This is a genomic window from Leptothoe spongobia TAU-MAC 1115 (assembly GCF_018739885.1).
GTDB classification, from domain to species: Bacteria; Cyanobacteriota; Cyanobacteriia; order Phormidesmidales; family Phormidesmidaceae; genus Leptothoe; species Leptothoe spongobia.
In genome coordinates this window covers 15,976-40,198 of sequence record NZ_JADOES010000026.1, presented here as the reverse complement: position 1 = coordinate 40,198, position 24,223 = coordinate 15,976, and the positions used below count along the sequence as shown (strand labels likewise).

General features: G+C 43.5%; 10 protein-coding genes and 2 pseudogenes. 9 read left to right on the top strand and 3 right to left on the bottom strand.

All coding sequences use genetic code 11. The features are described from left to right. Positions 1 to 58: 58 nt before the first annotated feature. On the bottom strand, positions 59 to 256 hold the full coding sequence (locus IXB50_RS13580) for a hypothetical protein (protein ID WP_215609517.1): 198 nt from the start codon (positions 254 to 256) through the stop codon (positions 59 to 61). Positions 257 to 491: 235 nt separating this feature from the next. Between IXB50_RS13580 and IXB50_RS13575 the strand changes: the two genes are divergently transcribed. Together IXB50_RS13575 and IXB50_RS13570 are read left to right on the top strand one after the other, a co-directional pair. After that, positions 492 to 11,303 (top strand): DUF4114 domain-containing protein, encoded by a 10,812-nt coding sequence (locus IXB50_RS13575; protein WP_215609516.1) that lies wholly within the window; start codon positions 492 to 494, stop codon positions 11,301 to 11,303. 611 nt (positions 11,304 to 11,914) lie between these two features. Continuing rightward, a pseudogene (locus IXB50_RS13570) lies at positions 11,915 to 12,826 on the top strand (transposase). A gap of 1,258 nt (positions 12,827 to 14,084) precedes the next feature. Here IXB50_RS13570 and IXB50_RS13565 read toward each other — a convergent pair. Then, complete coding sequence (locus IXB50_RS13565; protein WP_215609515.1) at positions 14,085 to 14,330, bottom strand: hypothetical protein; 246 nt, start codon at positions 14,328 to 14,330, stop codon at positions 14,085 to 14,087. A 643-nt stretch (positions 14,331 to 14,973) separates the two neighbouring features. Between IXB50_RS13565 and IXB50_RS13560 the strand changes: the two genes are divergently transcribed. From IXB50_RS13560 to IXB50_RS13535, 7 genes and pseudogenes are all read left to right on the top strand, one after another. Then, on the top strand, positions 14,974 to 15,231 hold the full coding sequence (locus IXB50_RS13560) for a hypothetical protein (RefSeq protein ID WP_215609514.1): 258 nt from the start codon (positions 14,974 to 14,976) through the stop codon (positions 15,229 to 15,231). Between the two features lie 187 nt (positions 15,232 to 15,418). Then, positions 15,419 to 17,392 (top strand): 5'-methylthioadenosine/S-adenosylhomocysteine nucleosidase family protein, encoded by a 1,974-nt coding sequence (locus IXB50_RS13555; protein ID WP_215609513.1) that lies wholly within the window; start codon positions 15,419 to 15,421, stop codon positions 17,390 to 17,392. After that, positions 17,389 to 19,077, top strand: a complete 1,689-nt coding sequence (locus IXB50_RS13550; RefSeq protein WP_215609512.1) for a tetratricopeptide repeat protein — start codon at positions 17,389 to 17,391, stop codon at positions 19,075 to 19,077. Before IXB50_RS13555 ends, IXB50_RS13550 begins: the two co-directional genes overlap by 4 nt. Positions 19,078 to 19,125: 48 nt before the next feature. Further along, positions 19,126 to 20,442, top strand: a complete 1,317-nt coding sequence (locus IXB50_RS13545) for a tetratricopeptide repeat protein (RefSeq protein WP_215609511.1) — start codon at positions 19,126 to 19,128, stop codon at positions 20,440 to 20,442. Positions 20,443 to 20,506: 64 nt separating this feature from the next. Continuing rightward, positions 20,507 to 21,976 (top strand): annotated as a pseudogene (locus IXB50_RS13540) (tetratricopeptide repeat protein); the annotation flags it as partial. A gap of 97 nt (positions 21,977 to 22,073) precedes the next feature. Further along, positions 22,074 to 22,229, top strand: a complete 156-nt coding sequence (locus IXB50_RS22800; RefSeq protein ID WP_246564492.1) for a tetratricopeptide repeat protein — start codon at positions 22,074 to 22,076, stop codon at positions 22,227 to 22,229. A 141-nt stretch (positions 22,230 to 22,370) separates the two neighbouring features. Next, positions 22,371 to 23,687, top strand: a complete 1,317-nt coding sequence (locus IXB50_RS13535) for a phosphorylase family protein (RefSeq protein WP_215609510.1) — start codon at positions 22,371 to 22,373, stop codon at positions 23,685 to 23,687. A 377-nt stretch (positions 23,688 to 24,064) separates the two neighbouring features. On the opposite strand, the gene IXB50_RS22795 is transcribed toward IXB50_RS13535, so the two are convergent. Then, positions 24,065 to 24,166, bottom strand: coding sequence for a hypothetical protein (locus tag IXB50_RS22795; RefSeq protein WP_456319617.1), 102 nt, complete (start codon positions 24,164 to 24,166; stop codon positions 24,065 to 24,067). Positions 24,167 to 24,223 lie beyond the last annotated feature (57 nt).

Below are 24,223 nucleotides of genomic sequence, written 5' to 3'. Positions count from 1 at the left end.
GGATGAAGTTAATTCAGCGTTATTGTCAGGAGCGTAATATGCAACTTCATCATTGCAGTTATCCAAATGTAACAACTAATGCCTCTTTAACATTTGCAACGCAGACATTAGCCTCAGTTAAAATTCCAAGCAAACCCATGACACCTCCTCCTAACCATGGAGATAGCCTATTCTGGACCATCATCGCCATTTCCATCTTGGTCAAAGCGATTTTTGCAAAGTAGTCGAGGGTAAGCTTGTATCGACTACTTTGCATAGGCAGCTGGCTTTAATAAAGGTTTAAGGCTATGGCACAAATATGCCCTTGTTCTTGCCTTAATTCACCCTGACTCGCTTCGTCAAAATCGCCATCACCTCATTGCTCAGAACAATGTTGACCTATCCAAAAAGGTATAGGACTTATAGGGCTTTCTCATTCTTTCTTAACACTGATTATCCGGATCATTCAAATTGGTTTTCGATCATTTACTTAGACGTAATCGTGAAATTACGTGGCTAGTGGTGCAGCATCAACGCTTGACCAACTCCCTGTAGATGACAATATGAATGAATTGGATGCGACCTTCTCTGATGAGGGTTTGTTACCGTTGTCAGAGAGTCCTGGTTTGCTAGGGACTACTCAAAAGAATGAGCAATTCAATACTTCAGCACATAGTAATACTGGCTTACTGAATGTGCCGACCTTGGAGCCGTTACCGTTATCCGCGGATGCAATCAGCGATAATCGGTTGACCGAGGCTACTGATGCTATTAATCCACAGACTATTTCTACGTCTAATGGTCCTGAAGAAGACGTACTGACAGGGATTGCCGATGGCAATTTGCTAGCCGATACTACGAATGAAATTGGCGATATCTTTGTTGTATCGGGTGATGTAGGCGAAACGGTAACGCTACGATTTCAGTGGACCTATCGAGACGCTAAACTCAATAACGAGATGGGCGTATTTGCCATTGATGCCAATGGCAAGGTTAATGACTTAGCCCCTGGTGAGGTTGGCTTTGCTCAAGCTGCCCTAAACAGTGGGTCTCGGCAGATACTATTTTCCCATGGACAGCAAACGGGTGCCTGGAAGGAGCTGAATTTCCAGGCTGGAGATAGGCTTGCATTTTATCTGGTCCAAGACAGTAGTACGGCAGACTGGCTGGCCCGTAATCCCAAAAATCAGGCGGATCAAGGTCCTATAGCCTTTTTCTCATTAGATGGGGTTAACCCAGATGGGGTTGATCATGTGCGCAGTCAATCTTTTGGAGAGGGCATCCAGAGCTTTGCTTGGGAAGATTTATGGGGCGGTGGAGATCGCGATTTTAATGATGCTGTCCTATTAGTTAGTGAAGCTGGTATAGGAATTCCTGGAGATATTGGTCAATCCGCGACCCTAACGGTAGATCTGCTAAGTCATTCTGCTCGGTTTCGTAATGAAATGGGCTTTTTCCTGGTGGATGATGCTAGGGGACGCATAGGCACTCTTAAACCTGGGTCCCAGGGATATGCAGCAGCAGCACTATCTCAAGCAAACCGGCAGGTGGTGTTTGCAAAAGGGCAAGATGCTGGTGCGGTTAGTCAATATCAGATTCCGGCAGGTAAGTTCCTCGGATGGTATCTAATCCAAGATGCGACAACCACAGAATTTTTAGCCCAGAATCCTAACAATCAGCTGGATAAAGGTCCCGTTGCGTTCTTTTCCTACCCAGGGGCGAATCCAGATGGACTGAGCCATGTGCACTTCCAGGCCGCTAATGAAATGGTTTGGGAGGATATGACCGGTGTAGGCGATCGCGACTACAACGACCTCATTTTCAGCTACGAACTCAAAGCGCCACAGGTTGCAGGTGAAATTATCCTAGCAGAGGGTGATAACTTCGAAGTCAGCCATCGGCAATCAATCACCATTTCAGATCAGCCTTCGACACTACAGTTTACGCTGGCGGATCTCGCCTTCGACACAACCGATAATGATGCCATTAACGATGCCTTTGAGGCTGCCCTGGTAGATAGCGAGGGGAATTCCCTAGTTCATACCATTACTGATAGTCGAGATGCATTTTTTAATTGGACCGAAGGGGAAACGCCCCAACTGGCCAATGGTGTTAGTCATGATGGACAAACCATCACTGTTAGCCTGGCAGGCATTGCGGCGGGTACTGAGGCCACATTGCTCCTACGACTGGTTAACAATGATGACGACACGACTACACAGGCTCGCATCAGGAATATTCAAACCTTAGCGGCTGATGTGCTGCCGTCAACTGAAAACAACCTTACATCTACACAACAACCAACAGCGGACCTGACAGAATCGTTGATCTTTGATGGGATTCAAGATGTGTCCACTAGCCTTACGGTTGACTATGGTCTAACGTCATTTAATGAAGAGACTGAGACCTTATTTACAGATTTTACGGTAAGTAATACGGGGCAGTATGAGGTTGACAAGCCATTGATTATGGCAGTTGCTAACATCAGCGACCCAACGGTGACGGTGTTAGGGGCAGATGGACTTACCCTCAATGGGCTGCCCTATTATGATCTCTCTGCCGAAATCAACGGTATAGCTCTAGCACCAGGAGAGGAAACTGATAATGCCACTCTTCGGTTTAAAAACCCCAACGAGATTCAGTTTACTTACGATCTTGTCTTTTTGGGAAGCATTGATGATAGTCCTCCTGAGATAACGGCTCAACTGGAAGAGGATACGGGAAGTGATGACACTGATGGATTGACTTCTAATCCGACAATTACGGGACAAGTTGTTAGTGAGCGCCCCATTACAGTATTGGAGGGGAGTTTAGATGACACCAACTTTATTGACATCAGTGACGCTCTTAATGGGGAAGATAACAGTTTTACCCTTTCGCTTGAACAGTATGAGCGGTTAACTGGTGGTTCCATGCCGGATGGGGACTATACGGTGACGCTGCGGGCTACAAATGATGTGAATCTGACGTCTAACCAGGCAGTGGTTACGTTTACGTTTGATCGGACACCACCACCGATTAGTTTTGAACTAGCTCCTGAAAGCGATACCGGAATAGTAGGCGATGGCACTACAACAGAGCGTCTTGTAACCCTGGTAGGTCAGACGGAGCCAGGATTATCTATTACTTTTGATAATGCTCAGCAGACAGTGGTTGCCGATGAGGAGGGGAGCTTTACTATCACGAATGCTGCAATGTCGGCAGCCGGAGCTGTTCCCTTCTCAGTGAGAACGGTTGATGCTGCGGGCAATCAGGGATGGACTCAGGAAATGCTCACCCGTGAGGGCATCAATGGGGCACCGGAGATTACGAGTACGCCAGAGACGACATTTGATGCGGGCCAGCAGGTTACGTATTCCTATCAGTTGGAGGCGACTGACCCGGATGGGGATGAGTTGACCTATTCGCTTATTGAGGGGCCACTGGAAGCAGACATTGATGAGACAGGGTTACTTACCTTTACTCCATCTGGAATATTGCGACCAGACTATGTGTTTACGGTTGAGGTGACGGATGATCGCGGTGGAAAGGATACTCAGAGTTTCACCGTAGTTGATCCGGTCATCAGTGCTGTCACTGGAGAAATTCGTGGGATTAAATGGAATGACTTGAATGCGAATGGTTTTCGAGATACTGAATTAGTTCAGGGTCGTGATCCGGATGTGGTATTCGTTATTGATGTTTCTGGCAGTGCTGATTTTGCCTTTGATGGCTCACCTCTGGGCGATGTCAATGGAGATGGTCTAGCCGATACCCGATTAGATGCGGAAATCGCAGGGTTTATCACGCTCAATGAACAGCTAACTTCGCTAGGACTGGGTGAGCAGGTTGATATTTCGATTGTTGTATTTAGTGGTTTTGCTGCTAATGCAGACATGAACCTGATTGAGGAGGGTCTTCAGTTAACAACTACCTCTAATGCCGATATTGATGGCAATGGCATTTCCGACATAGAAGATATTCTCAAATCCATTCGTTCTGGAGCATTCGGCGTAGGAAATGCGACTGGAACGAACCCGGAAGCTGCTTTACAACAAGTTGAAACAACCTTCGATACTATTGGCACACAAGATGGTGATGGTAATGTAATTTTCTTAACCGATGGTGACCAAAATAGAGGAGGCACTATTTTGGATGAGGTTGATCGGCTGCTGGCCAAGGATGTCAATCTCACGGCTTTTGGTGTTGGGAATGATGCCGCATTAGGCATTATTCAAGCAATAGATCCTGATGGTAGTAATTTTGAGTCAACTGACGAGCTGTTAGATGCATTTGCTGGTCTCATTGGAGGTCCTGATAATTCATTGGAACCTGGGCTACCAGGAGTGAGTGTTTATCTGGATGCTAATGACAATGGAATTCTTGATCCTAATGAACCGATTCAGATAACAGCAGAAAATGATCCTTCTACACCTGACATTGACGAATCAGGACAATATGCTTTTACGAATCTTTTGCCAGGAAACTACGTCGTTCGAGAAGTCGTTCCAGAAGGGTTTGTACAAACTTTTCCAGTGAGTATAAATGCTGCCACAGGAGATGGCTATGCTGACACTGTTTTAGCCTACTTTGACAGTGTAGGGGTTGGTCCTTTAGGAGGTATCGCCCCAGACTTCAATACTCCCGTACAAGCCGAGTCCCCCGTTAGCACAGATGTTGTCCTTGGAAATGATGAGGACCAAGTGGACTTTTTGAGGCTTCCACAGGGCTCATCTATTACGGTTGGATTTACCGATGAAGTTATTATTGATGGCCCAGGGGATGACATTTTTATCGCTGAATTTATCCCTCGTGATGAACAAGCTAATGTGTTTGTAAGCTCTAATCTGACTGACTTCACCTTGTTGGGAGTCGCAGATGGAGGGACAACGACAGCACTGGACCTCAATGACATTGAATTTACTGAGCCTGTTCGTGCAGTTAAGATTGTTGCTTTGAATAACGGAACTGGTTCACCAGGTTTCGAGTTAGCCAATGTTCAAGGTTTACCCAATAGTATTATCAGTCCTGATTTTCATTACGTAACTCTCGAAACGGGTGAAGTTGTTGAAAATATCGATTTTGGAAACTTCTCTGGTGGAATTATTCGTGGGACAAAGTGGGAAGATGCCAATGGTAATGGGCTCAGAGATGCTGGCGAGTTAGGTATCGGTGGTGTCTCTATTTATTTAGATGAGAATAACAATGGCCTACTTGATAGCGGTGATCACGTCCAGATAACAGCAGGAGATAACCCTAACACACAAGATGTAGATGAGACGGGACAGTATACGTTCACTGATCTATTACCGGGGACCTACATCGTTCGAGAAGTGATTCCAGATGGTTTTGTTCAGACTGCGCCTATTCATTCTATTGAAAACCCAACAGGTGTTACAGAAGGAGGTTCATTACAGCTAATTCAACCTGATCCTAATGTGGCAGCAACATTCGTTGGTAAGGCAGGGCTTTCTACAGATGCTTTGGGAACAAATAGTCCTGGCAGTTTACAGGCATTAATCCCTGAAGGCGGAACAATTGAACATGCATTTTTGCACGTTGCGACGACTACTTCACCATCTAATGCACCATCAGAAGTTATCAGTGATACGCCGTTTCGACCTACAACAATTGATTTTGATGGCATTTCTGTTGCTCTAACTTGGTTAGATAATGTTGAAGATAGCAATCATCCATCTGGGCGACTTTTAGATTTCGAAACAGGACGAGCAGATGTGACCTCACTTGTGGCAAATAAGGCTGGTAATGAGGGAGGTATCTTTAATTTCTCAATTGATGAAACTGTAATAGGAAATCCAACGTTTATCAGTGGCACCAGTCTTAGCGTGATATATACGCATCCTGACTTACCTGAACAAACAATAGTTCTTCTGGAAGGAGGATTGACCAATTCCAGCACTAACATTCTTACATTTGATTCACCCTTAAATGTTAATGAGGATAATTTTAATGTCGAAATGGCATTAGGAATACAGGGAGGATATCTGGCAGGAGGACAGTATAGCCTGATTGATATTAATGGGGAACGGCTAACCAGCTCTGCTGGAGACAAAGATGATGGTGTAAAAGCTGAGGGCGCACTGATTACTCTGGGAGGAATAGGCGACTCTAATGCTAATCCTACAAATCCCCTGGCAACTCGCGACTTTGGTGATGATGAGTTGTACGATATCACCTCATTTATTGAAGATGGTGATACGAGTCTTCAGTTAGATACAGTGAATCTTTCGCAGGATGACTCTCTCTTCCTGGCAGCATTTACTATTTCTCAATCTGTCAACTTGAAGCGAAGAGATTTTTATGAAGTGGATTTAGGTGCAGGTGAAGTCATTGAAAATATTGACTTTGGCAATAACAGAGCTACCTCAAACGAGGCGAATTCTTACATTATCTCCCAGCCAAGTACAACAGCAACTACTGGTGTTCCTTATCGCTACGAGGTCATCGCCAGGAATACAGATGGTGATGCGTTAACCTATATTCTAAGTAATGCACCTGACGGAATGACCATTGATAAAAATGGGATCATTACTTGGGAGAATACCGCTGTTGGTAGGTACCTGATTGAAATTCAGGTTATTGATGAAAATAGCGTCATCATAACCCAAAGCTTTGAGCTAGAAATTATAGAAGCCGTTGTCGATACAGAAGCACCTCAGGTGGATCTTGGCTTTACGGGTACTGTATTTAATGTAGGAGATACCCTTGATCTGCAAATACGAGGCTTTGACAATGTTGGTCTAGCGGACCTTGATCTTTCCATTGATAGTAATGCCTTAGCACTTGATCCAGATATTGCAACAAATGGTCTGATTAACAGCACATCAGTCACACTTGATCAATCGGGCCTCTTTGATGTTGTTGCGACAGCTACTGATACCTCTGGCAACATAGATACTAAAACTCTCGCTATTCGAGTTATAGATCCCACCGACGATGAAGCACCGTTTGTTGCCTTCAATGAAGAAGCGCTTGAAGCATTGAGGCCAAAACGTTTAATTACACCGGATGGCAATTTTGTGCCAGTAGAAACAGTACCACCTGACTCCGATTTGCCTGTCTTGTTGTTAGATCCGGTGATCGATGAAGTAACGGACCTGATTGGAACGGTTAGGGATGAAAACTTAGTGTCCTATCGAGTCGAATATGCCCCCGCTAGTTTGGTTAACTTAAGTCAACCTGCCGCCAATGACCCTGACTATATCCTCTTAGCTGAAGGAGATAGCAATCTTGAAGATGGCGTATTCGCCACAATAGATCCGAGGCTCATTGCGAATGATGACTACTTTTTCCGAGTGGTAGCCAAGGATGTGGGAGGCAATATCAACACCCAAGGTGTTGTGCTGGCCGTCTTTAGTGAAAATAAGCCTGGAGAATTCACTCAAACCTTTACGGACTTATCGATTCCGCTAGCTGGGATTCCCATTACCGTAAGCCGGACCTACAGCAGCTTTAATACTCAGCATAGTGATGACTTTGGTTATGGCTGGAATCTGGATATCCAGGATGCCCAAATTCGAGAGTCAGTTCCTGATACCGGTGGTTTCTTCTCAGCCACTCCCTTTAAGGTGGGCTCTCGGGTGACGTTAACTAGTCCAGAGGGTAAGCGTATCGGCTTTACCTTTGATCCACAGCCTAACCCTGTCAGCTTCCTGGGCGCTAATTTCCGCCCTCACTTTACGCCGGATCCTGGCGTTGAAGAGACGTTAGAAGTGGTGGATAATATCCCGCTGACCATCCGTTCTGACGCTACCGTTGGCCTATTTCCCATTAATTTCAACTACAATCCCTCGGAATATATTCTGACTACCAAAGACGGTACCAAGTATCGTTATGACGAGGATGCAGGGCTACAAACGATTACTGACCGCAACGGTAATGTCCTCACCTACACCGAAGATGGCATTACCAGCTCAACTGGGCAATCAATTCAGTTCGAACGGGACGATCAAGGACGAATTGAACAGATTATTGACCCAGAAGGTAATGTCATTGAGTACACCTATGATAACAAGGGAGATTTAATCGCTGTAGAGGATCGCACTGAACACGAGACAGAATTTATATATGACGATCCTGACCGTGCTCACTACCTGACGGGCATCATTAACCCCTTAGGGGATGCCACGATTCGCACTGAGTATGATGACCAGGGTCAAATTGAACGCATTATTGATGCTGAGGGCAATGCTCTTGATCTGAATTTTGATTCAGCCGCCTCCACCCAAACGGTAACGGATCCCTTTGGTAATCCCATCACATTTGTCTTTGACGATAGGGGCAATGTGGTTCGTGAAATTGATGCCCGAGGTGGAGAGATTATTCGCACCTACTATGACGATAACAATCTGGAAAGTGAAACCGATCAGGAGGGTTATACCACCACATATACCTATGATGATCGAGGCAATCGTCTGACGGAAACCAACGGAGAAGAGAAAACAACCACATTTACCTACTATGCAGATAATCGGATAAAAACAGAAACCGATCCATTGGGTAACACGACCACATTTAAGTATGACGATAAAGGCAATCTAACCGAGCGTGAAGATGCTGAAGGGCATATCACCATCTATGACTATGACGACTTTGGCTTACTGCGTAAGCTGATCGATCCGTTAAAGAATGAGACTACATTTGACTATGACCGCTATGGAAATCTTGAACGGATCGTTGATCCAACTGAGGGTGTTAGTACCTTTACCTACGATGCCAACGGAAACCTGAAAACCTTTAGGAACCCATTGGGTTACACCTACACCTACGATGTGGACGATGAAGGGCGGGTCAAATCGGTGACTGACCCTGAAGGTGGGGTTGAAACTACGATTTATAACGGCTTAGGTGACAGGATGACGACCATTGACGCCCTGGGTCGAGAAACCGAATACCGATATAACAACCGAGGTCTGCTGGTTGAGACTATTTATCCTGACAGTACGCCGGAGGACCTATCGGATAATCCTAGTGTCATCAATGATTATGACGCCTTAGACCGACTCATTTCCACCACCGATGAAGCAGGACGCACAACATACTTTATCTACGATGAGCTGGGGCGCGTTGTACAAACCATCTATCCTGACGAAACACCTGATACCTTAGACGATAATCCTCGCACTCGGACGGAGTATTTTGATAATGGTTTAGTCAAGGCTGAAATTGATGAGTTGGGCAACCGAACTGAATTTGACTATGACAAGGCAAGTCGTCTGATTGAGCAGAAAGATGCGTTGGGGCATATCATCACGTTTACCTATGACGATGCCGGGAACCAAGAAACAATTACAGATGCATTAGGCCGAATCACATTATTTGACTACGACAACTTAGGACAGCTGGAAGAAACCCAGTTTGCCGATGGTTCAAAGGAAACTTTGACCTACAATGCCCTCGGCTATTTAGAAACTGAAACCGACCAGGCAGGTAACATAACAACCTTTGACTATGATCCCTTTGGTCGTCTAATCGAGGTAGAGGATGCCCTTGGCCACATTACTGTATACAAGCGTGATCTCCTAGGGAATATCTTTGAACAGATTGATGCAAACGAGCATAAGACAATCTTTAACTACGACAAGGTCGGACAGCGTAAAGGCATGACCTTACCCTTAGGACAAACCTCTACAACCGAGTATGACCTTGCAGGAAATATTTTTCGAACAATAGACTTTAACGGTGATGTCATCACCTATGAATATGATGAGCGGAACCGTTTAGTGGCAAAACGTCTTCCTGATGAGGTAGATGAGCTGTACACTTACACACCAACCGGTCAGCTTGAAACCGTGACCGATGGCCGAGGAGTGACTCTCTACTTCTATGATGAACGAGATCGGTTAATAAGTCGAACGGAACCAGATGGTCGGGTTATTTCTTACACCTATGACGATGCTGGCAATGTAACATCGCTCACTACACCATCTGGCACTATCGTCTATACCTACGACTCACTCAACCGGTTAGAAACTGTCACCGATCCAGACGAAGGCGTTACCACCTACATCTACGATGCGGTCAGCAACTTAAAACAAACCGTATTCCTCAACAGCGTAATTGAAACCCGTGAGTATGATCCCCTTAATCGTCTGGAGTTTCTAGAAAATCGCAACAACGACGAAGTCCTGTCTAGCTATAGATATACGCTTGACCCAGTCGGGAATCGCACTAAAGTTGAGGAGCATTCAGGTCGAGTTGTTGACTATGATTATGACGAACTCTATCGTCTTAAAAAAGAAACGATTACAGATCCAGAGCATGGAAATCGCAGCACGGAATATGTGTTTGATGATGTTGGTAATCGGTTAGAGAAGAAAGACTCTGTAGAAGGCACCACGACCTACACCTATGATGATAATGATCGTCTACGCACCGAAACCTTAAACGGTCTGGTGACCGAGTATCGCTATGACGACAACGGTAACTTGATTACGACTCTAAAAAATGAGGAAAACATCGCTACTTATCAATGGAATGCAGAAGGAGAACTCATTGCCGTAGACATTAATGAAAATGGAGAAACTGGTCGCATTGAATATCAGTATGACCATGAAGGACTGCGGGTGGTGATGACGGTTAATGGTGAAGAAACCCGTTTCTTATTGGATAAGACTCAGCAGGAATATGCCCAGGTCATTGAAGAATACCGTGCCAGTGGAGAAAACCTAGCGTCCTATGTACATGGACTGGATTTGATTTCTCAGGAGCAAGGCAACGATCAATTCTTCTATCAAGTAGATGGTTTAGGCAGTACTCGGATACTGACAGATGTGAATGGGTTATTAACCGATCAATACCTCTATGATGCCTATGGACAGGCGCTAAATCAAACTGGTGATACCTCTAACAATTATCTCTTTGCAGGAGAACAACTTGATCCAGAACTTGCAGAATACTATCTCAGAGCAAGATATTATGACCCAGCGACTGGAAGTTTTGATTCAAGAGACCCATTCGAAGGTTTTGACGATCAACCAATCACACTACAAGACTATTTATATACAGGCAATAATCCTGTCAATTTTATTGATCCAACAGGACATGCTTCTCTTCCACCATACTCTCTTAAAGTAAAAGTTGTTTCTGGAGGCATATTAGGTTCAGTACTAAACTTGAAAAAGTTAGTGATATGCACTTATATTTCTGGCGGGAAGATATCTGGGAGAGATATTTTAGTAAGTCAAGTTAATGGCTTTATTGCTGGATATTTGATAGCTTTAACACTTTCTCTTTTCATTACGCCCACAGTATCTCTTGGAATTTCCGGCGTTCGTAATCAAACAATAGATTTTTGCCAATCACTACCTGGCGTTGTGAGTTAACTGGATAGCCTGATTTCTGTTCTCGTAGATTAGATTACCAAAATCCACTCCAACAGGGCTTACTCTCATCCTACCTAATGATTGAGGATGTTTTTGCGCCTGGATTGGCTAATTTGCGGCAGCCATCCTCTATGCAGTATTGGACTGGAAAGGGAGTATACGCAATTTAAGGTACCTACTCCATCTCATTCATTATCGATGCGCGCGCGGGGTGGGTACAGCCCACCGACACTGTCGCTATCGCTCAAAACCCATGCTCATCAAAATCTGCAGCACTACCTACTGACACTTTTGTAACTTTCCTATTTAGTCCTTAATCAATCATCGCCCTATCCTTATCCTATAGGTTCTCACGCTTGCATCGATCACCCTAAACAGACTATTTTCCTGAGAGGAAAGATATTGAGCCAGAAGAGTTTCTGAAAATAGCTAAACATATAAAAAATAAGGGGTTTGCTTATAGCATAAGTTTTGGTGAGCATTGCCCAATCTACTAGACTCAGAGCAGTGCAATCTCACAACAACATCTTCAAAACCATTAGACATCTCCAAAATATAAATTCGGATAAAAAAAGGTGGTAAAACTCTAAAAGTAGAGCATTACCGACCAAATGAAAAATCCCTACGATTATATCAATCAAAATCCTGAACGTTGTCAGCGTATGTTTGGGATTGGCTATCAGGAATTCAGTCACTTGATTGGGGTATTGGTAAAGCACCAAGCGAGCCAAAAATCCCAGGCATCTCAAACCAAAGTCCGTATCAATGCCCCTGGTGGAGGTTGCCCTCCCAAACTGAGCGATGCGGAGGAAATCAGCCTATGTCTTTTGTATCTCAGACAGCATCCCACCTTTGAGATGCTGGGGTTACACTATGGTGTTTGTGAAAGCACGGCTCATGACATCTATCACGATTGGGTCGATAGATTACGTCAACATCTGCCATCGAGTTGGCTCGAAGAAGTGGCTGACAATCCCGAGAAATTAGCCTTACTTCAGGCTGTTCTGGCAGAGCAAGAGCTATTCGTCGATAGTACTGAGCAACCCCGTGAACGTCCTGGGGATAATGAGGTTCAGAAAGCTCATTATTCGGGAAAGAAGAAGCAACATACGTTCAAAAACCAACTGATTGGCTTGAACACCGGTCATGACATTGTGGATGTGTTGGTGGGAGAACCGGGACCACGCAGTGATCAAAGTTTACTGCGTGAACAGCAGGCCAACTTGAGCGACGAGCAAACGTATGGGGGTGATAAGGGTTATCAGGGGGTTGAGCGCACACGCACCCCACTCAAAAAGCCTCGCAAGAAAGACCTCAGTGCCGAGTAGAAACAGGCTAATAAGGAATTTTCTCAAGGTCAGATTTACATCGAACACCTGATTCGGGTGATCAAAATTTGGCGGATTGCTCAAGAACGATTTCGCCTTGATGCTAGATATTATGACACCGCTATCTTGGTCGTCTGTGGCCTGGTTAGACTACGTTTAGGACGCTATAAATTAGGGCATCTAAACCAAGTTTGAAAAACGTGATAAGGAGGACATTCAGTGGCTACAAAATCTCCTCTAAACTAACAACAATACAGCTCAAAGCTTGAGATTCCGTTGTTTATCCCATTTTGGCAGTTATCATCTTGATAGCTGTACCCATTGTCTACCAAAGCTTTTCAGCTCTGGAGATGTCTATTGACTTAATTATAAAAAAGATGAGATCGCAGACTAGTAGATTTCAAAAATTGATGAGAGATTTTACCCACTCTTTTCCATCTAAGCGATCGCCCTCAACATAAGCAAACCAAAAATATAACAGTCAAGAGCTACTGTCCTAGTAGGGATTATCGACCTGAAGATTTAGTGAATTACGAATATGCTAGGAAACAGCTATTACCAAAACTAACAATGAAATTCCCACCCTGGTAACTTTCTAAATCCCAATCCTAACCACCTCCAGTTCCACCCGACGTCTCACCCATGGTGAGACGTCGGTTTATCTCGTGGATTCCCCCTCCTGCTCCAGCCGCTACATGCACTGGAAAAACAGGAGAATTTACCATGGGTGCGACGATTGACAAAACCATTGACGAGAAAACCATAGGAACGATGACGGGGATTACCCTCATCTTCCTGATCATTGAACTATTGGATGAGCTAGTGGGGGCGTACTAGACCCCGCTTGGCCCCTTATTCGCCATGATTTAAACCTGTCCTATGGGCAGTAGGCATATTGCTAGCGGTCCCTAATATTGCCAGTCAACTCATTGAACCCCTTTTCGGCATCTGGACCGATAGTTCTCTGCATTATCAAGATATTGTAGCCCCAAGGAATTTCTGAAACAGCTTGTTTCAGAAATTCAGATGCATCAACAACGACTCAACCTATTAGTGAGCTTGGGTAATGGTTGACCTCCTCACAAAGCTTCTATTATCAAGGCATTCACTGCGATTGCCCTACTTGGACAACCTTTAAGCTCAAAAAAAGTAAAGTTTAGCTATTGTAATAGCGAGCTTTTCTGCATCAAATCCATTGGCTAATTTCATCGTCAAAGACCCCAAAAAATAGGCTAGCCTTTAGGCCAGTCAGTCTAACGATTTTCTGGAAATAACTGGGGTAGTAGGATTCGAACCTTGAATGACGGGTTTTGGTCCCGTCATTCAAGGTTCAATTACTCTCAACTCAATGGAAGCTCTGGTGTCTAAAATGCTAGCGAGCACTCTCCGTGTTTTGGAAATTGGCTTTAACCAAGCTCAAGGCCATGGGACAAACATGGCCTTATTTTTTACCCTAATCCACCCTGACCCGCTTCGTCAGGATAGCCATCACCTCATTAGGCCGACCTGTGGCCAAAGGACGGCTCCAATCGTTGGGCTCTGCGTAGTTGAGTTTAAACAACAGGGCGATGGTATTTTGCACCGATGTCAGGCTACCGAGCAGCAGGACCCGCACGTCTTCATACTCGTGCTCTGGCAACGTTACGCTGACAAGCTGGTCTGTAGGCGCATCTGCGCCCTGGTCAGTTTCAATAAACATGGACTCTGATCTCCGATAAACGACGAGAAGGAAACCAGAGCCATAAGATAGCCACCCCCTGCATAGGTGCAATCCGGGGTGGCATCAGGTACATTAAACCTGCGTTCCCAGGCTGCTGGTTCAGCTTGGAGGGCGTATGTCATCGGCGTGGTGTTGCTGCACCTGCCGATGGCGCTAAATTATGGGCTCTGTAGTAAGGCCGTGAACAGCCTAAGGCTTAGATTAGCTACAACATCTGACTGAGTCAAGGGGCAATTTGATCAGCAGGTTTAGATTTTTATAGGGGCTGAGACTCAATAAAATCAGTGGTTTTGAGAGCTATGCTGATCAATCAATCAGACATAAGTAGCTAGCTTCCTTACATAGTCACTTTATGCTGACAACTTTGATATAGCATTTCGAAACCCAGGGCATTAGGTGACTTGAGTTCAGACATGTAGGTTAAAAAAAATGACGATCCGCCTATATGAAATATTTAGTCACAAACTAAATTAAGCAATATTTCTTCGTCCGCATATGTTCAGCATTGATCGTAAGATAGGAACTATCAGGACTGCTGAGGATTGGCTGTGATAACAGCGAGAACCTTCTTAAACACATCTGCCGATTTTGGAATTGACCAATAACGGTTAGGAGTAGCGTCATGCTTCTCTTTGCAAGTAAACGTCAAGCAACAGAATGTTTAAATATGAGTGCTTCGACACTCAAGCGCTATCGTCGCAGTGGCGAATGGATTGAAGGTCTCCATTGGGTGCGGATCAACAGTCGTTGTATTCGTTATAACCTTGAGCTGTTAAAGGATTGGTTGCATAACCGAGAAGATCCTGTCGCCCATGGTAGGGCTATTGCGGTTTACCAAAAGTCTCTCTTAAGTAATCAAAAGAGAACACAGAAGAGATAGGATTTCTGCCTTTGATAGTAGTAAGTTTTTGCCAACTTAATCCGTTACTTTTTCAACCAACGAATGAGACAGTAATGGTGGAAAATCGTTCATAGTGGATCAAAAAGCAAAGAAATACCTTAGTCCCTTGGCATTTCAGGTTGAAATCGCCAGAATGGTGGAATCAACCTGACTTGAAATAAAGCCTATGCCCCTTGCTGTAATTTTGACAGCCCTACCGGTTGAGTATCTGGCTGTACGCAAGCATTTGACGGGTCTTAATGAAGAGACGCATCCCCAAGGGACGATTTACGAGCGGGGGCAGTTCGTGACAGATAATCAGCAGTGGGAAGTGGGGATTGCTGAAGTTGGTGCTGGTAATGCTGGTGCTGCGGTTGAAGCTGAGCGGGCTTTGAATTACTTCAAGCCGGATGTCCTATTCTTTGTGGGCATTGCAGGAGGTATAAAGGATGTTGATGTAGGCGATGTCGTCGCTGCAACTGAAGTATATGGTTATGAGTCAGGCAAGGTGGGCGAAAATGGATTTGCGACTCGGCCTGCTGTGGGGAAATCAAAATATGCGGTTATCCAACGGGCTAAATCGGAAGCCAGAAAAGGTGAATGGGTAGAACGGTTACATAATGCTACAAGTACTAAACCTCAAGTTTTTGTAGCCCCTATTGCAGCTGGGGAAAAGGTAATTGCATCCCGTGAGTCTGAGTTATTTCAGTTTTTGCGGGCTAGTTATAACGATGCGATCGCAGTTGAAATGGAAGGCTATGGCTTCCTGCAAGCTGCCTTTGCTTACCCTGGTATTCAGACCCTGGTAATTCGTGGCATCTCTGACCTTATTGAGGATAAAAATGCCGATGACCCAGAGAAAGGCAATGAAGAAAATCGGCAGGAACGTGCTTCACAAAATGCCAGTGCGTTTGCCTTTGAGGTTTTGTCAAAGCTAGAAATGGAGGGTGCTCAGTCTGCTGAACCAGAGGAAACGTCTGTGGAGCCAAATCGACCCAGTTTCTTTGCCTATGACGATGGTTGGGTTGGTCGGGAAAGTTTGATTCAGAATTTAAGCGATCTCATCCGTAGTAATTGTCGATTACTAATGCTATTGGGTATCACTGGCATTGGTAAGACAGCACTCGGAGAACGTCTCTCTATAGAGGTTAGTGATTGGCTGGGTAATGACTGGTCTCATTATCAGCAGGAAAACTTTGATGATGAGCAGCAAAGTTCTGACTTCTCTAGTGTGGCGGCCCGTTGGCTAGAAACGTGGGGTGAACTGATTACCCCTGATGATCGGAAAGACCCACAGCGCCTCCTAAGTCGATTGCTTAACCACATGCGGGAGAATCGCTACCTGGTGCAAATGGACTCGTTAGAGAATATTTTGCAGGGTAATGAAGAGGAAGGTTGGAATGATTTCAAGGATGAATGGTGGCTCAATTTTTTTGAGGCATATCTAAAAGCTGATTCATGCAAGAGTTGTGTCATTCTTACCTCTCAGGATTTACCTGGCAAATTGGAAGAGGTAGGAACACGATATCAAAACTTCTGGTACTTTGAACCCCTAGGTGGCCTGGAGAAAGCTGAGCAAATAGCCTTGTTTGGGAAAATAGAATTGGATGTCAGTCCTAGTTCGGATGGCCGACCTTATTTAGAGCGAATCGGAGCAGCCTATGAAGGACATCCTTTAGCATTACGAGTCATTGCAGGGGAAATTAAGAATAAGCCGTTTAGAGGAAATATCGTTGCTTATTGGAATAAATATGGCAGTGAGGTTGAGGACGTTGAAAAAGCCATAGCTGAAGGTCAAGATGGAAAAACTGTAGGTAAAGATCAGTGGAAGTTAGATAGATTTACAACAACATTGCGAAGAAATGTTCGATCACGACTCAATAAAACATTTACGCGGTTAAAAGAGGATGCTAAATGGGCATATATTTTGCTGTGTGAGTCATCCGTTTATCGATGCCCTGTACAGGAAGACTTCTGGCTCAGTCATTTAGAAGATTGGGATCGCAATGAACATGAGCAAAAAGTAGCCTTAGAGACCTTACGAGAACGGTATTTAGTTGAAGAATCTATTGAGGACAATCGATGTCTTTTAAGGCAACACAACATTATTCGAAGCGTATCACTCAAACACTTAGAGTCTTTAGATGAGTTAGTTGTATGAATCAGAATCCATCTAACAATAGAGAAATACTTCAAAAAATTGGTCTTGATTTAACGGTTACCAAGGGAATAAAACCCCGATGGAAACGTAGCCATTATCGTGCAGCGTACAATTGGCTGCTCAAGTATTCCCCATCTTCCAATCCATCAAATCGAGAAACTATAAAGGGATATATAGAAGCTTTATCCCATATTTGTGAGATTGAGGATTGGGATATTGCAGGTAATTTGTTTATGGAAACAATTAATGCTCCATCCAATGGGCAATTCAAGACTAACAGAATAACAATGTTGCTTTTTGCTTGGGGGTATTATCAAGAACAGCTAGAGCTTTGTGAAAAAGTATCTGGCCATCTCAAAATTGACGGAGAAATGATTTGTCAAAATGATATTGGTCTTGCTCATGAGTACCAATCCAGATATGACAAAGCACTTCAGGCATACATGCGAAGTCTAGAAATTGCTAATGAACTTGATGAAAAGTCCCAAGTATGTGCTTCACTAGGAAACTTGGCAAACATTTATCTACACACAGATAACTACCAAGAAGCAATCAAGTTCAATAATCAATGTTTCCAACTTGCCAAGAACATCAATCACTGGAAATCTGTTGGTAGTAGTTTAGGTGGATTAGGTCTTGCTTATAAAGCTCTAGGAGATTATGAAAAAGCTCTTGATTTTAACAAAAAAAGCCTATTAATTGCACAAAAAATTGGGAATAAATTGGGAGAGGCCACCAATTTAGGTAATATAGGTGAGATCTATTTACAACAAGGTAGCTATGAACAAGCAATTATTTATTATCAGCAATATTTAGAGATCGCTAGAGAAATCAATAATCGACATGGAGAAAGTGATGCTCTAAGTAAATTAGGGGTCGCCCATTTTTATCAAGGAAAATATGATATATCATTCGATCTACATCATCAAAATATAGCCATTTCGAAAGCAATTGGTAGTCGTAGTGGAGAAGCCATTGGCTATGCAAACATAGGTAATCATTTCAATACACTTGGTGATTATCAAAAAGCTATCAACTACTATTCAAAATGCTTAGATATCTCACGCACTATTGGGGATCAAAAAATTGAATCTACAGCTCTATGTGGTTTAGGACATGCCTATGGTTATTTAAAACAATATGAACAAGAAGTCATTTATAAAAAACAGTGTTTAGATATTGTCAAGAGAATTGGTGCCCGTTGGGAAATTGGTGCAGCACTTGGTGATTTAGGGCTTGCATATAGTGATTTAGGCTCTTATTCAAAGGCTATTGACTGTTATGAACAGCATTTAGTCATTGCGCAAGAACTAGGGGATAAAAATGCGGAAGGCAATGCTTTAGGTAATTTGGGAGTTACCTATTTAAAAATGAGAAGAATAAATAAAGCTGAAGCTAACCTTATACATTCCATAGCTATTTTTGAAAAGATCAAGGCACCTAGGAGTATAGCTTTTAATCTATATGAACTGGCTATATTGCACTGTATAAAAGGACAATTTGAGCTGGCTAATGAAGAATGTTCTCAAGCCCTAGAAATGGCTAGTAAACTCAAACTACCTATCGCTTCAAGCTGTGGAATATTACTAAAATGGCTTCGATTACTCCGGGGAAAATACTCTTTGATATTTAGGTGTTTGTCAAAGCTTTTGTTCAAAATCCTGGGAATGCTTAGAATAGCATAAAACTATAACAACTGTTTTGAATGTTGCACGTCTTCTGATTGCAAAATAATGATGTCTACATTATTGCCTCCTGGACAAGTAATACTCCAGAACATTGGCTTAGACCTCAATGTAACTAAATCTCTATATCCTCACTCAAAGCGAACACATTACAGGGCTGCCATCAACTGGTTAAGCAAATATCAACCACCTGAGAATGCTTCTAATTTAGACAAGATACATGGATGTTTAGAAGCTTGTCACCACCTCTTTGAACTAGAAGATTGGGGAGTTGTTGGTAAAATACTTGTTATTCGATTAAATACTCCTACAAAAGAACAGCTATACAATCAACTCAATACATGGGGCTATTACCATATACAGTTAGGGCTATTTACTAACTTGCTGGGAAAGCTAGATTCTGAATGGGAGCTAACCCTACTGAATGGTCTCGGTAGTCTGTATAATTCTCTCAGCAATTATAACAAGGCTATTTATTACCAAGAAAAGCAGTTGAGTATTGCTAGAGAAATTTCTAATCGATACAGCGAAAGCACTGCCCTAAGTCAATTAGGACTTGCTCATCATCATTTGGGAAACTATGATCAATCATTTGATTTTCATGACCAAAGTCTTGCTATTTCGAAAGAAATTGGAAGTCGAGGCGGAGAAGCTGCTAGTTACTCAAACTTAGGAAATCATTTTAATACAATTGGAGATTATGACAAAGCGATTTCTTGCTACTCAAGATGTTTAGAAATTGCCCAAAGTATCAACGAGCAAAAAATTAAAGGCAATGCGCTCTGTGGGTTAGGGCATGCTTATGGATACTTGAAAAAGTATCAACAAGAAATTATTTATAAACAACAATATTTAACTATTGCAAGGAAGATTGATGATCGCTGGGGAATTGGTGCTGCACTTGGTGATTTGGGACTCGCTTACAGTGATTTAGGACGTTACTCAGAAGCTATTGACTGTTATCAGCAGCATTTAGATATTGCACGAGAAGTTGGTGATCAAAACGCTGAGGGAAATGCTTTAGGCAATCTAGGAATCACGTACCTCAAAATGAGGCAGTTAAGTAAAGCAGAAAGACACCTTACACAATCTACAACTATCTACCAAGAAATTGGAGTGCCGAGAGGAATCACTGTAAATCTATATGAATTAGCCATCATACATTGCATGACAGATCGACTTGAACAGGCTAAGGAAGAGTGTTCCCAGGCTATAGAAATTTCTAGCCGCTTGGAGCTTCCTATGACCTCAAGTTGTCAAGCATTAATGTGGGTCATTCGTAAACTTCAAGGGAGATACTCTTGGATATTCAAATATTTATTTAAACTATTGCTCAAATTATTGCATATATTAAAAATCTTTTAACGATCAAGATATATACAAGACAAAAAGCAAGCCCTATGCCATACTCACTCAACCTTAGAAAACAATGTGTGAGTTTTTACCGCCTAGCCAATTAATTCTTCAAAAAGCCAAGTTAGAGTCAAAAAACATAAAATCTCTGCGTCCTCCTTGGAAACGTACTCACTACAGGGCCGCTATCAATTGGTTAAGTAAATATCAACCTTCTGAAAATGCTTCTAATTTAGAAAAAGTTCGTGGATGTTTAGAAGCTTGTCATCATCTATTCGAGCTTGAAAACTGGCAAGTTATTGGTAAAATTCTCGCTATTCGATTAAACACTCCTACTCAAGATCAGCTCCACAACCAACTCAACACGTGGGGCTATTACCATGAGCAGTTAGAGTTGTTTACTAAACTACTAGGAAAGCTAGATTCTGACTGGGAGCTTACCCTGCTGAATGGTTTAGGCAACCTGCATAACTCACTCAGTGAGTATGACAAAGCTATTCATTATCAAAACCAACAGTTAGAAGTTGCCCGAAATATAGGCGATCGCCAAAGTGAAGGATTAGCTCTGGGTAATTTAGGGCTAAATTTCTACTTTCTGGGAGACTATCACCAGTCGATTCAGTATTCTGAGCAAAGTTTGGCTATTGTTCAGGAGATTAATGATCGACGTGCTGAAGGAGCGGCTCTGGGTAATTTAGGGCTCGCCTACAATGCGCTTGGGGATTTCAATAAAGCTATTGAATACCAGGGGCAACGTTTGGAAATCGCCACGGCAATTAACGACCGTCGAGGACAGCGAGAAGTACTAGGTAACTTAGGTTTGGCCCATCAAAGCCTCGGTAACTTTGCTCAGGCTCTTGATTTTCATCAACAGAGTCTGGAAATCTCTCAAGAGATTGACGATCAATTGGGTGAGGAACAAGCATTAGGGAGTTTAGGCCTGAGCTACACCAGCACGGGTAACTATGTTCAAGCTATTGAATGTCATCAAAAGAGTTTAGAAATTGCGAAATCTATTGGAGATCGCAAAGGTGAGAGCAACAGTCTAGCGAATCTGGGCAATATTGCTATCTACACAGGAAATTATCCTGAGGCCATTGAACTACATCAGCGTAGTTTGGTAATCGCACAAAATATTCAAGACCGACGTAGTGAGGCGACTTCACTAGGATGCTTAGGAAGTATCTATGATGCTCTTGGTGACTATGCCACAGCCATTACCTATCACCAGCAGCATTTAGAGATTGCGATAGACATTGGGAATCGAGCTGGAGAGGCGGCTGCGCTAGGTGCATTAGGGAATGCCTTTTATTCCCTTAATGACTACAACCAGGCGGTTAGTTACTATCAGCAATTTTTAGACATCAGCGAAACCATTGGTGATAAGTCAGGTCAGGGCGTTGCTCTAGGTAGCCTGGGCAATCTGTACTTTGCTCTGGGTGATTATCAGCTTGCCATCGAGTATTACCAACAGCGGCTGGGGATAGCTAAAGAAATCGGTGATCGCCGAGGGGAAGCTAATGCTCTCTGTAACCTTGGGGCAGTCTTTATTCGTTCAGAGCAGTATTCAGAAGCCGTGGAATCGCTACAGGCTGCTCTAGAAATTGTAGTGCCTCTCAAAATTCGCCACGGCACTTCAAAACTTGGCGGCAGTTTATCGCAAACTAGAACAATACGAGATGGCCTTGCAGTACTGCGATCGCGCCCTCACCATCGCTACAGAATTGAGGATTCCCCTGGTTCAAGACTGTCAAGAACTTCAAGAGCAGTTGCTTCATAGCCAGTCAAGCGATTCTTAAATCTAAACCTGGTACGTTACTAAAATCTAGTTTTTCAAAAATCGGCCAAAATACCTAAATTAGTACGTTAGTTCCTTGAAATCTGAGGGTAAGGCTGGTCAGAATGGTAAGGCCCCACGTAGTAATTCGCATCCAGTCTTTATGGCCCTTGTTGTAATTCTGACAGCTCTACCAGTTGAATATTTAGCTGTACGTCATCATTTGACCAACCTAAAAGAAGTTATGAATACCCCAGGGACTATTTATGAACGGGGTCAATTCATCACAGATAATCAGACTTGGGATGTGGGCATTGCTGAAATTGGAGCAGGCAATACAATTGCAGCTACTGAAACAGAACGAGCAATTGTGTACTTTAATCCTGATTATCTGATTTTCGTAGGTATCGCAGGTGGTATTAAAGATGTTGATATCGGTTCTGTAGTAGCTGCTACCAAGGTTTATGGGTATGAATCTGGCAAGGTAGATGAAACGTTTTCTACTCGCCCTGCTGTAGGACAATCAACCTATGCCATTCTCCAACGAGCCAAATCCGAAACCAGAAAAGGTGAATGGGTCAAGCGGATACCTGATAGCGATAATGCTAGACCTCAAGCTTTTTTAGGCCCCATAGCGGCTGGAGAAAAAGTAATTGCATCACGAGAATCTAAATTATTTCAGTTTTTGCGGGATAGCTATAACGATGCAATTGCTGTTGAAATGGAAGGCTTTGGTTTCCTTCAAGCAGCTTTTGCCTATCCAAAAATTCAAACCCTGGTTATTCGTGGCATATCTGATCTGATTAAGGATAAAAATGCTGAAGATTCGATTATGGGAAATGAAGAAGACCGTCAAAAGCGGGCATCACAGAATGCTAGTGCGTTTGCCTTTGAGATCTTAGCTAAATTCCAGGTAGAAGAGGAAGTGAGCGATGGATCAGTAGAAAAAGAAGAGGGTTTTACCTTCAAAGAACTAGAGGAATTGCTTAAGGCACGTTCTTGGGAAAAAGCTAATCAGTACACTGATCTCTTAATGTCTGATATATCAATCGCCTCGATAAATAAGAGACTTGGTAGCGATGATGCTTCAATATATGGCCTCGATGGCGGCGTCCAAGGTGCTTTTGATTTTATGGCAGAGAAAAAGCTAATACTATTTCCTCCCTCAGCGTTATTAGAGATTAATCGACTTTGGATAGCATATAGCAGGGGTAGATTTGGCTTTAGTGTACAGAAACGAATTTGCATGGAATGTGCAGGTAAGAATGATGGAAACCTTCCAAGTGATAAGTTATGGAACAAGTTGTTGTGGAATAAGTTTAATAATAAAGTCGGTTGGCGCGTGGGAAGCTGGCTGAGGGGGAGACAGTTACGGTATGACGAACTGGATTTTAGTGAGTTGGCACCATCGGGACATCTTCCTGTGCGCATTTGTTCGAACGGTGGTCTAGCATTTATGTTTTCAAACTACGATCTGTAGCATATGAGCTGTGGGTAGTTTTCAAGCGCAGAGCGATGGTCGTCTTCAGATTGAACCCGCTGTAGAAAGCTGCATCAATGACAAACGTATTCTCCATCTCCCATGCCTCAGCAAACTGGCTCATGAGGGTTCCAAACTGGCTGGCATTACTTTGATTATTGATTACTGTTGTCTACCTTCAACCAAAGCGGCAAGCCTCCATCTGCACTATGAATGAGGGGCACAACAAACTGCTTCAGGTCTGGCCGATGGTCGCGCGAGTAGCTTCGGCTGATCTCCGATAGGCACCTGGTCCAAATCACCCAAGGTAGCCTGAGCATATTCCCCCCTGCACCGAGAATGAGCTCGAATCGAAATGTAGCTATTGGCCACTCACGTCAAAGCGCTCCACCGCTTGTTAAGCCACCTGAAGGAAAAAATGTGCTGGTGCCAAACGCGTACAGCTGGTCAAGCATTTGACCTAGGCGGTCATCATTCAGATGACGAGCTTTAACCCCAGGTCCGAGCAGATGCTCGACTGGCCTACTCTCGAAGAA

What these genes read in the sequence shown, in the direction of transcription:
- IXB50_RS13580 (WP_215609517.1), bottom strand. Translation starts at nt 256, where the DNA reads ATGCAAAGTAGTCGATACAAGCTTACCCTCGACTACTTTGCAAAAATC.
- IXB50_RS13565 (WP_215609515.1), bottom strand. Translation starts at nt 14,330, where the DNA reads ATGTTTATTGAAACTGACCAGGGCGCAGATGCGCCTACAGACCAGCTT.
- IXB50_RS13560 (WP_215609514.1), top strand. Translation starts at nt 14,974, where the DNA reads ATGCTTCTCTTTGCAAGTAAACGTCAAGCAACAGAATGTTTAAATATG.
- IXB50_RS13555 (WP_215609513.1), top strand. Translation starts at nt 15,419, where the DNA reads ATGCCCCTTGCTGTAATTTTGACAGCCCTACCGGTTGAGTATCTGGCT.
- IXB50_RS13550 (WP_215609512.1), top strand. Translation starts at nt 17,389, where the DNA reads ATGAATCAGAATCCATCTAACAATAGAGAAATACTTCAAAAAATTGGT.
- IXB50_RS13545 (WP_215609511.1), top strand. Translation starts at nt 19,126, where the DNA reads ATGATGTCTACATTATTGCCTCCTGGACAAGTAATACTCCAGAACATT.
- IXB50_RS13535 (WP_215609510.1), top strand. Translation starts at nt 22,371, where the DNA reads ATGGCCCTTGTTGTAATTCTGACAGCTCTACCAGTTGAATATTTAGCT.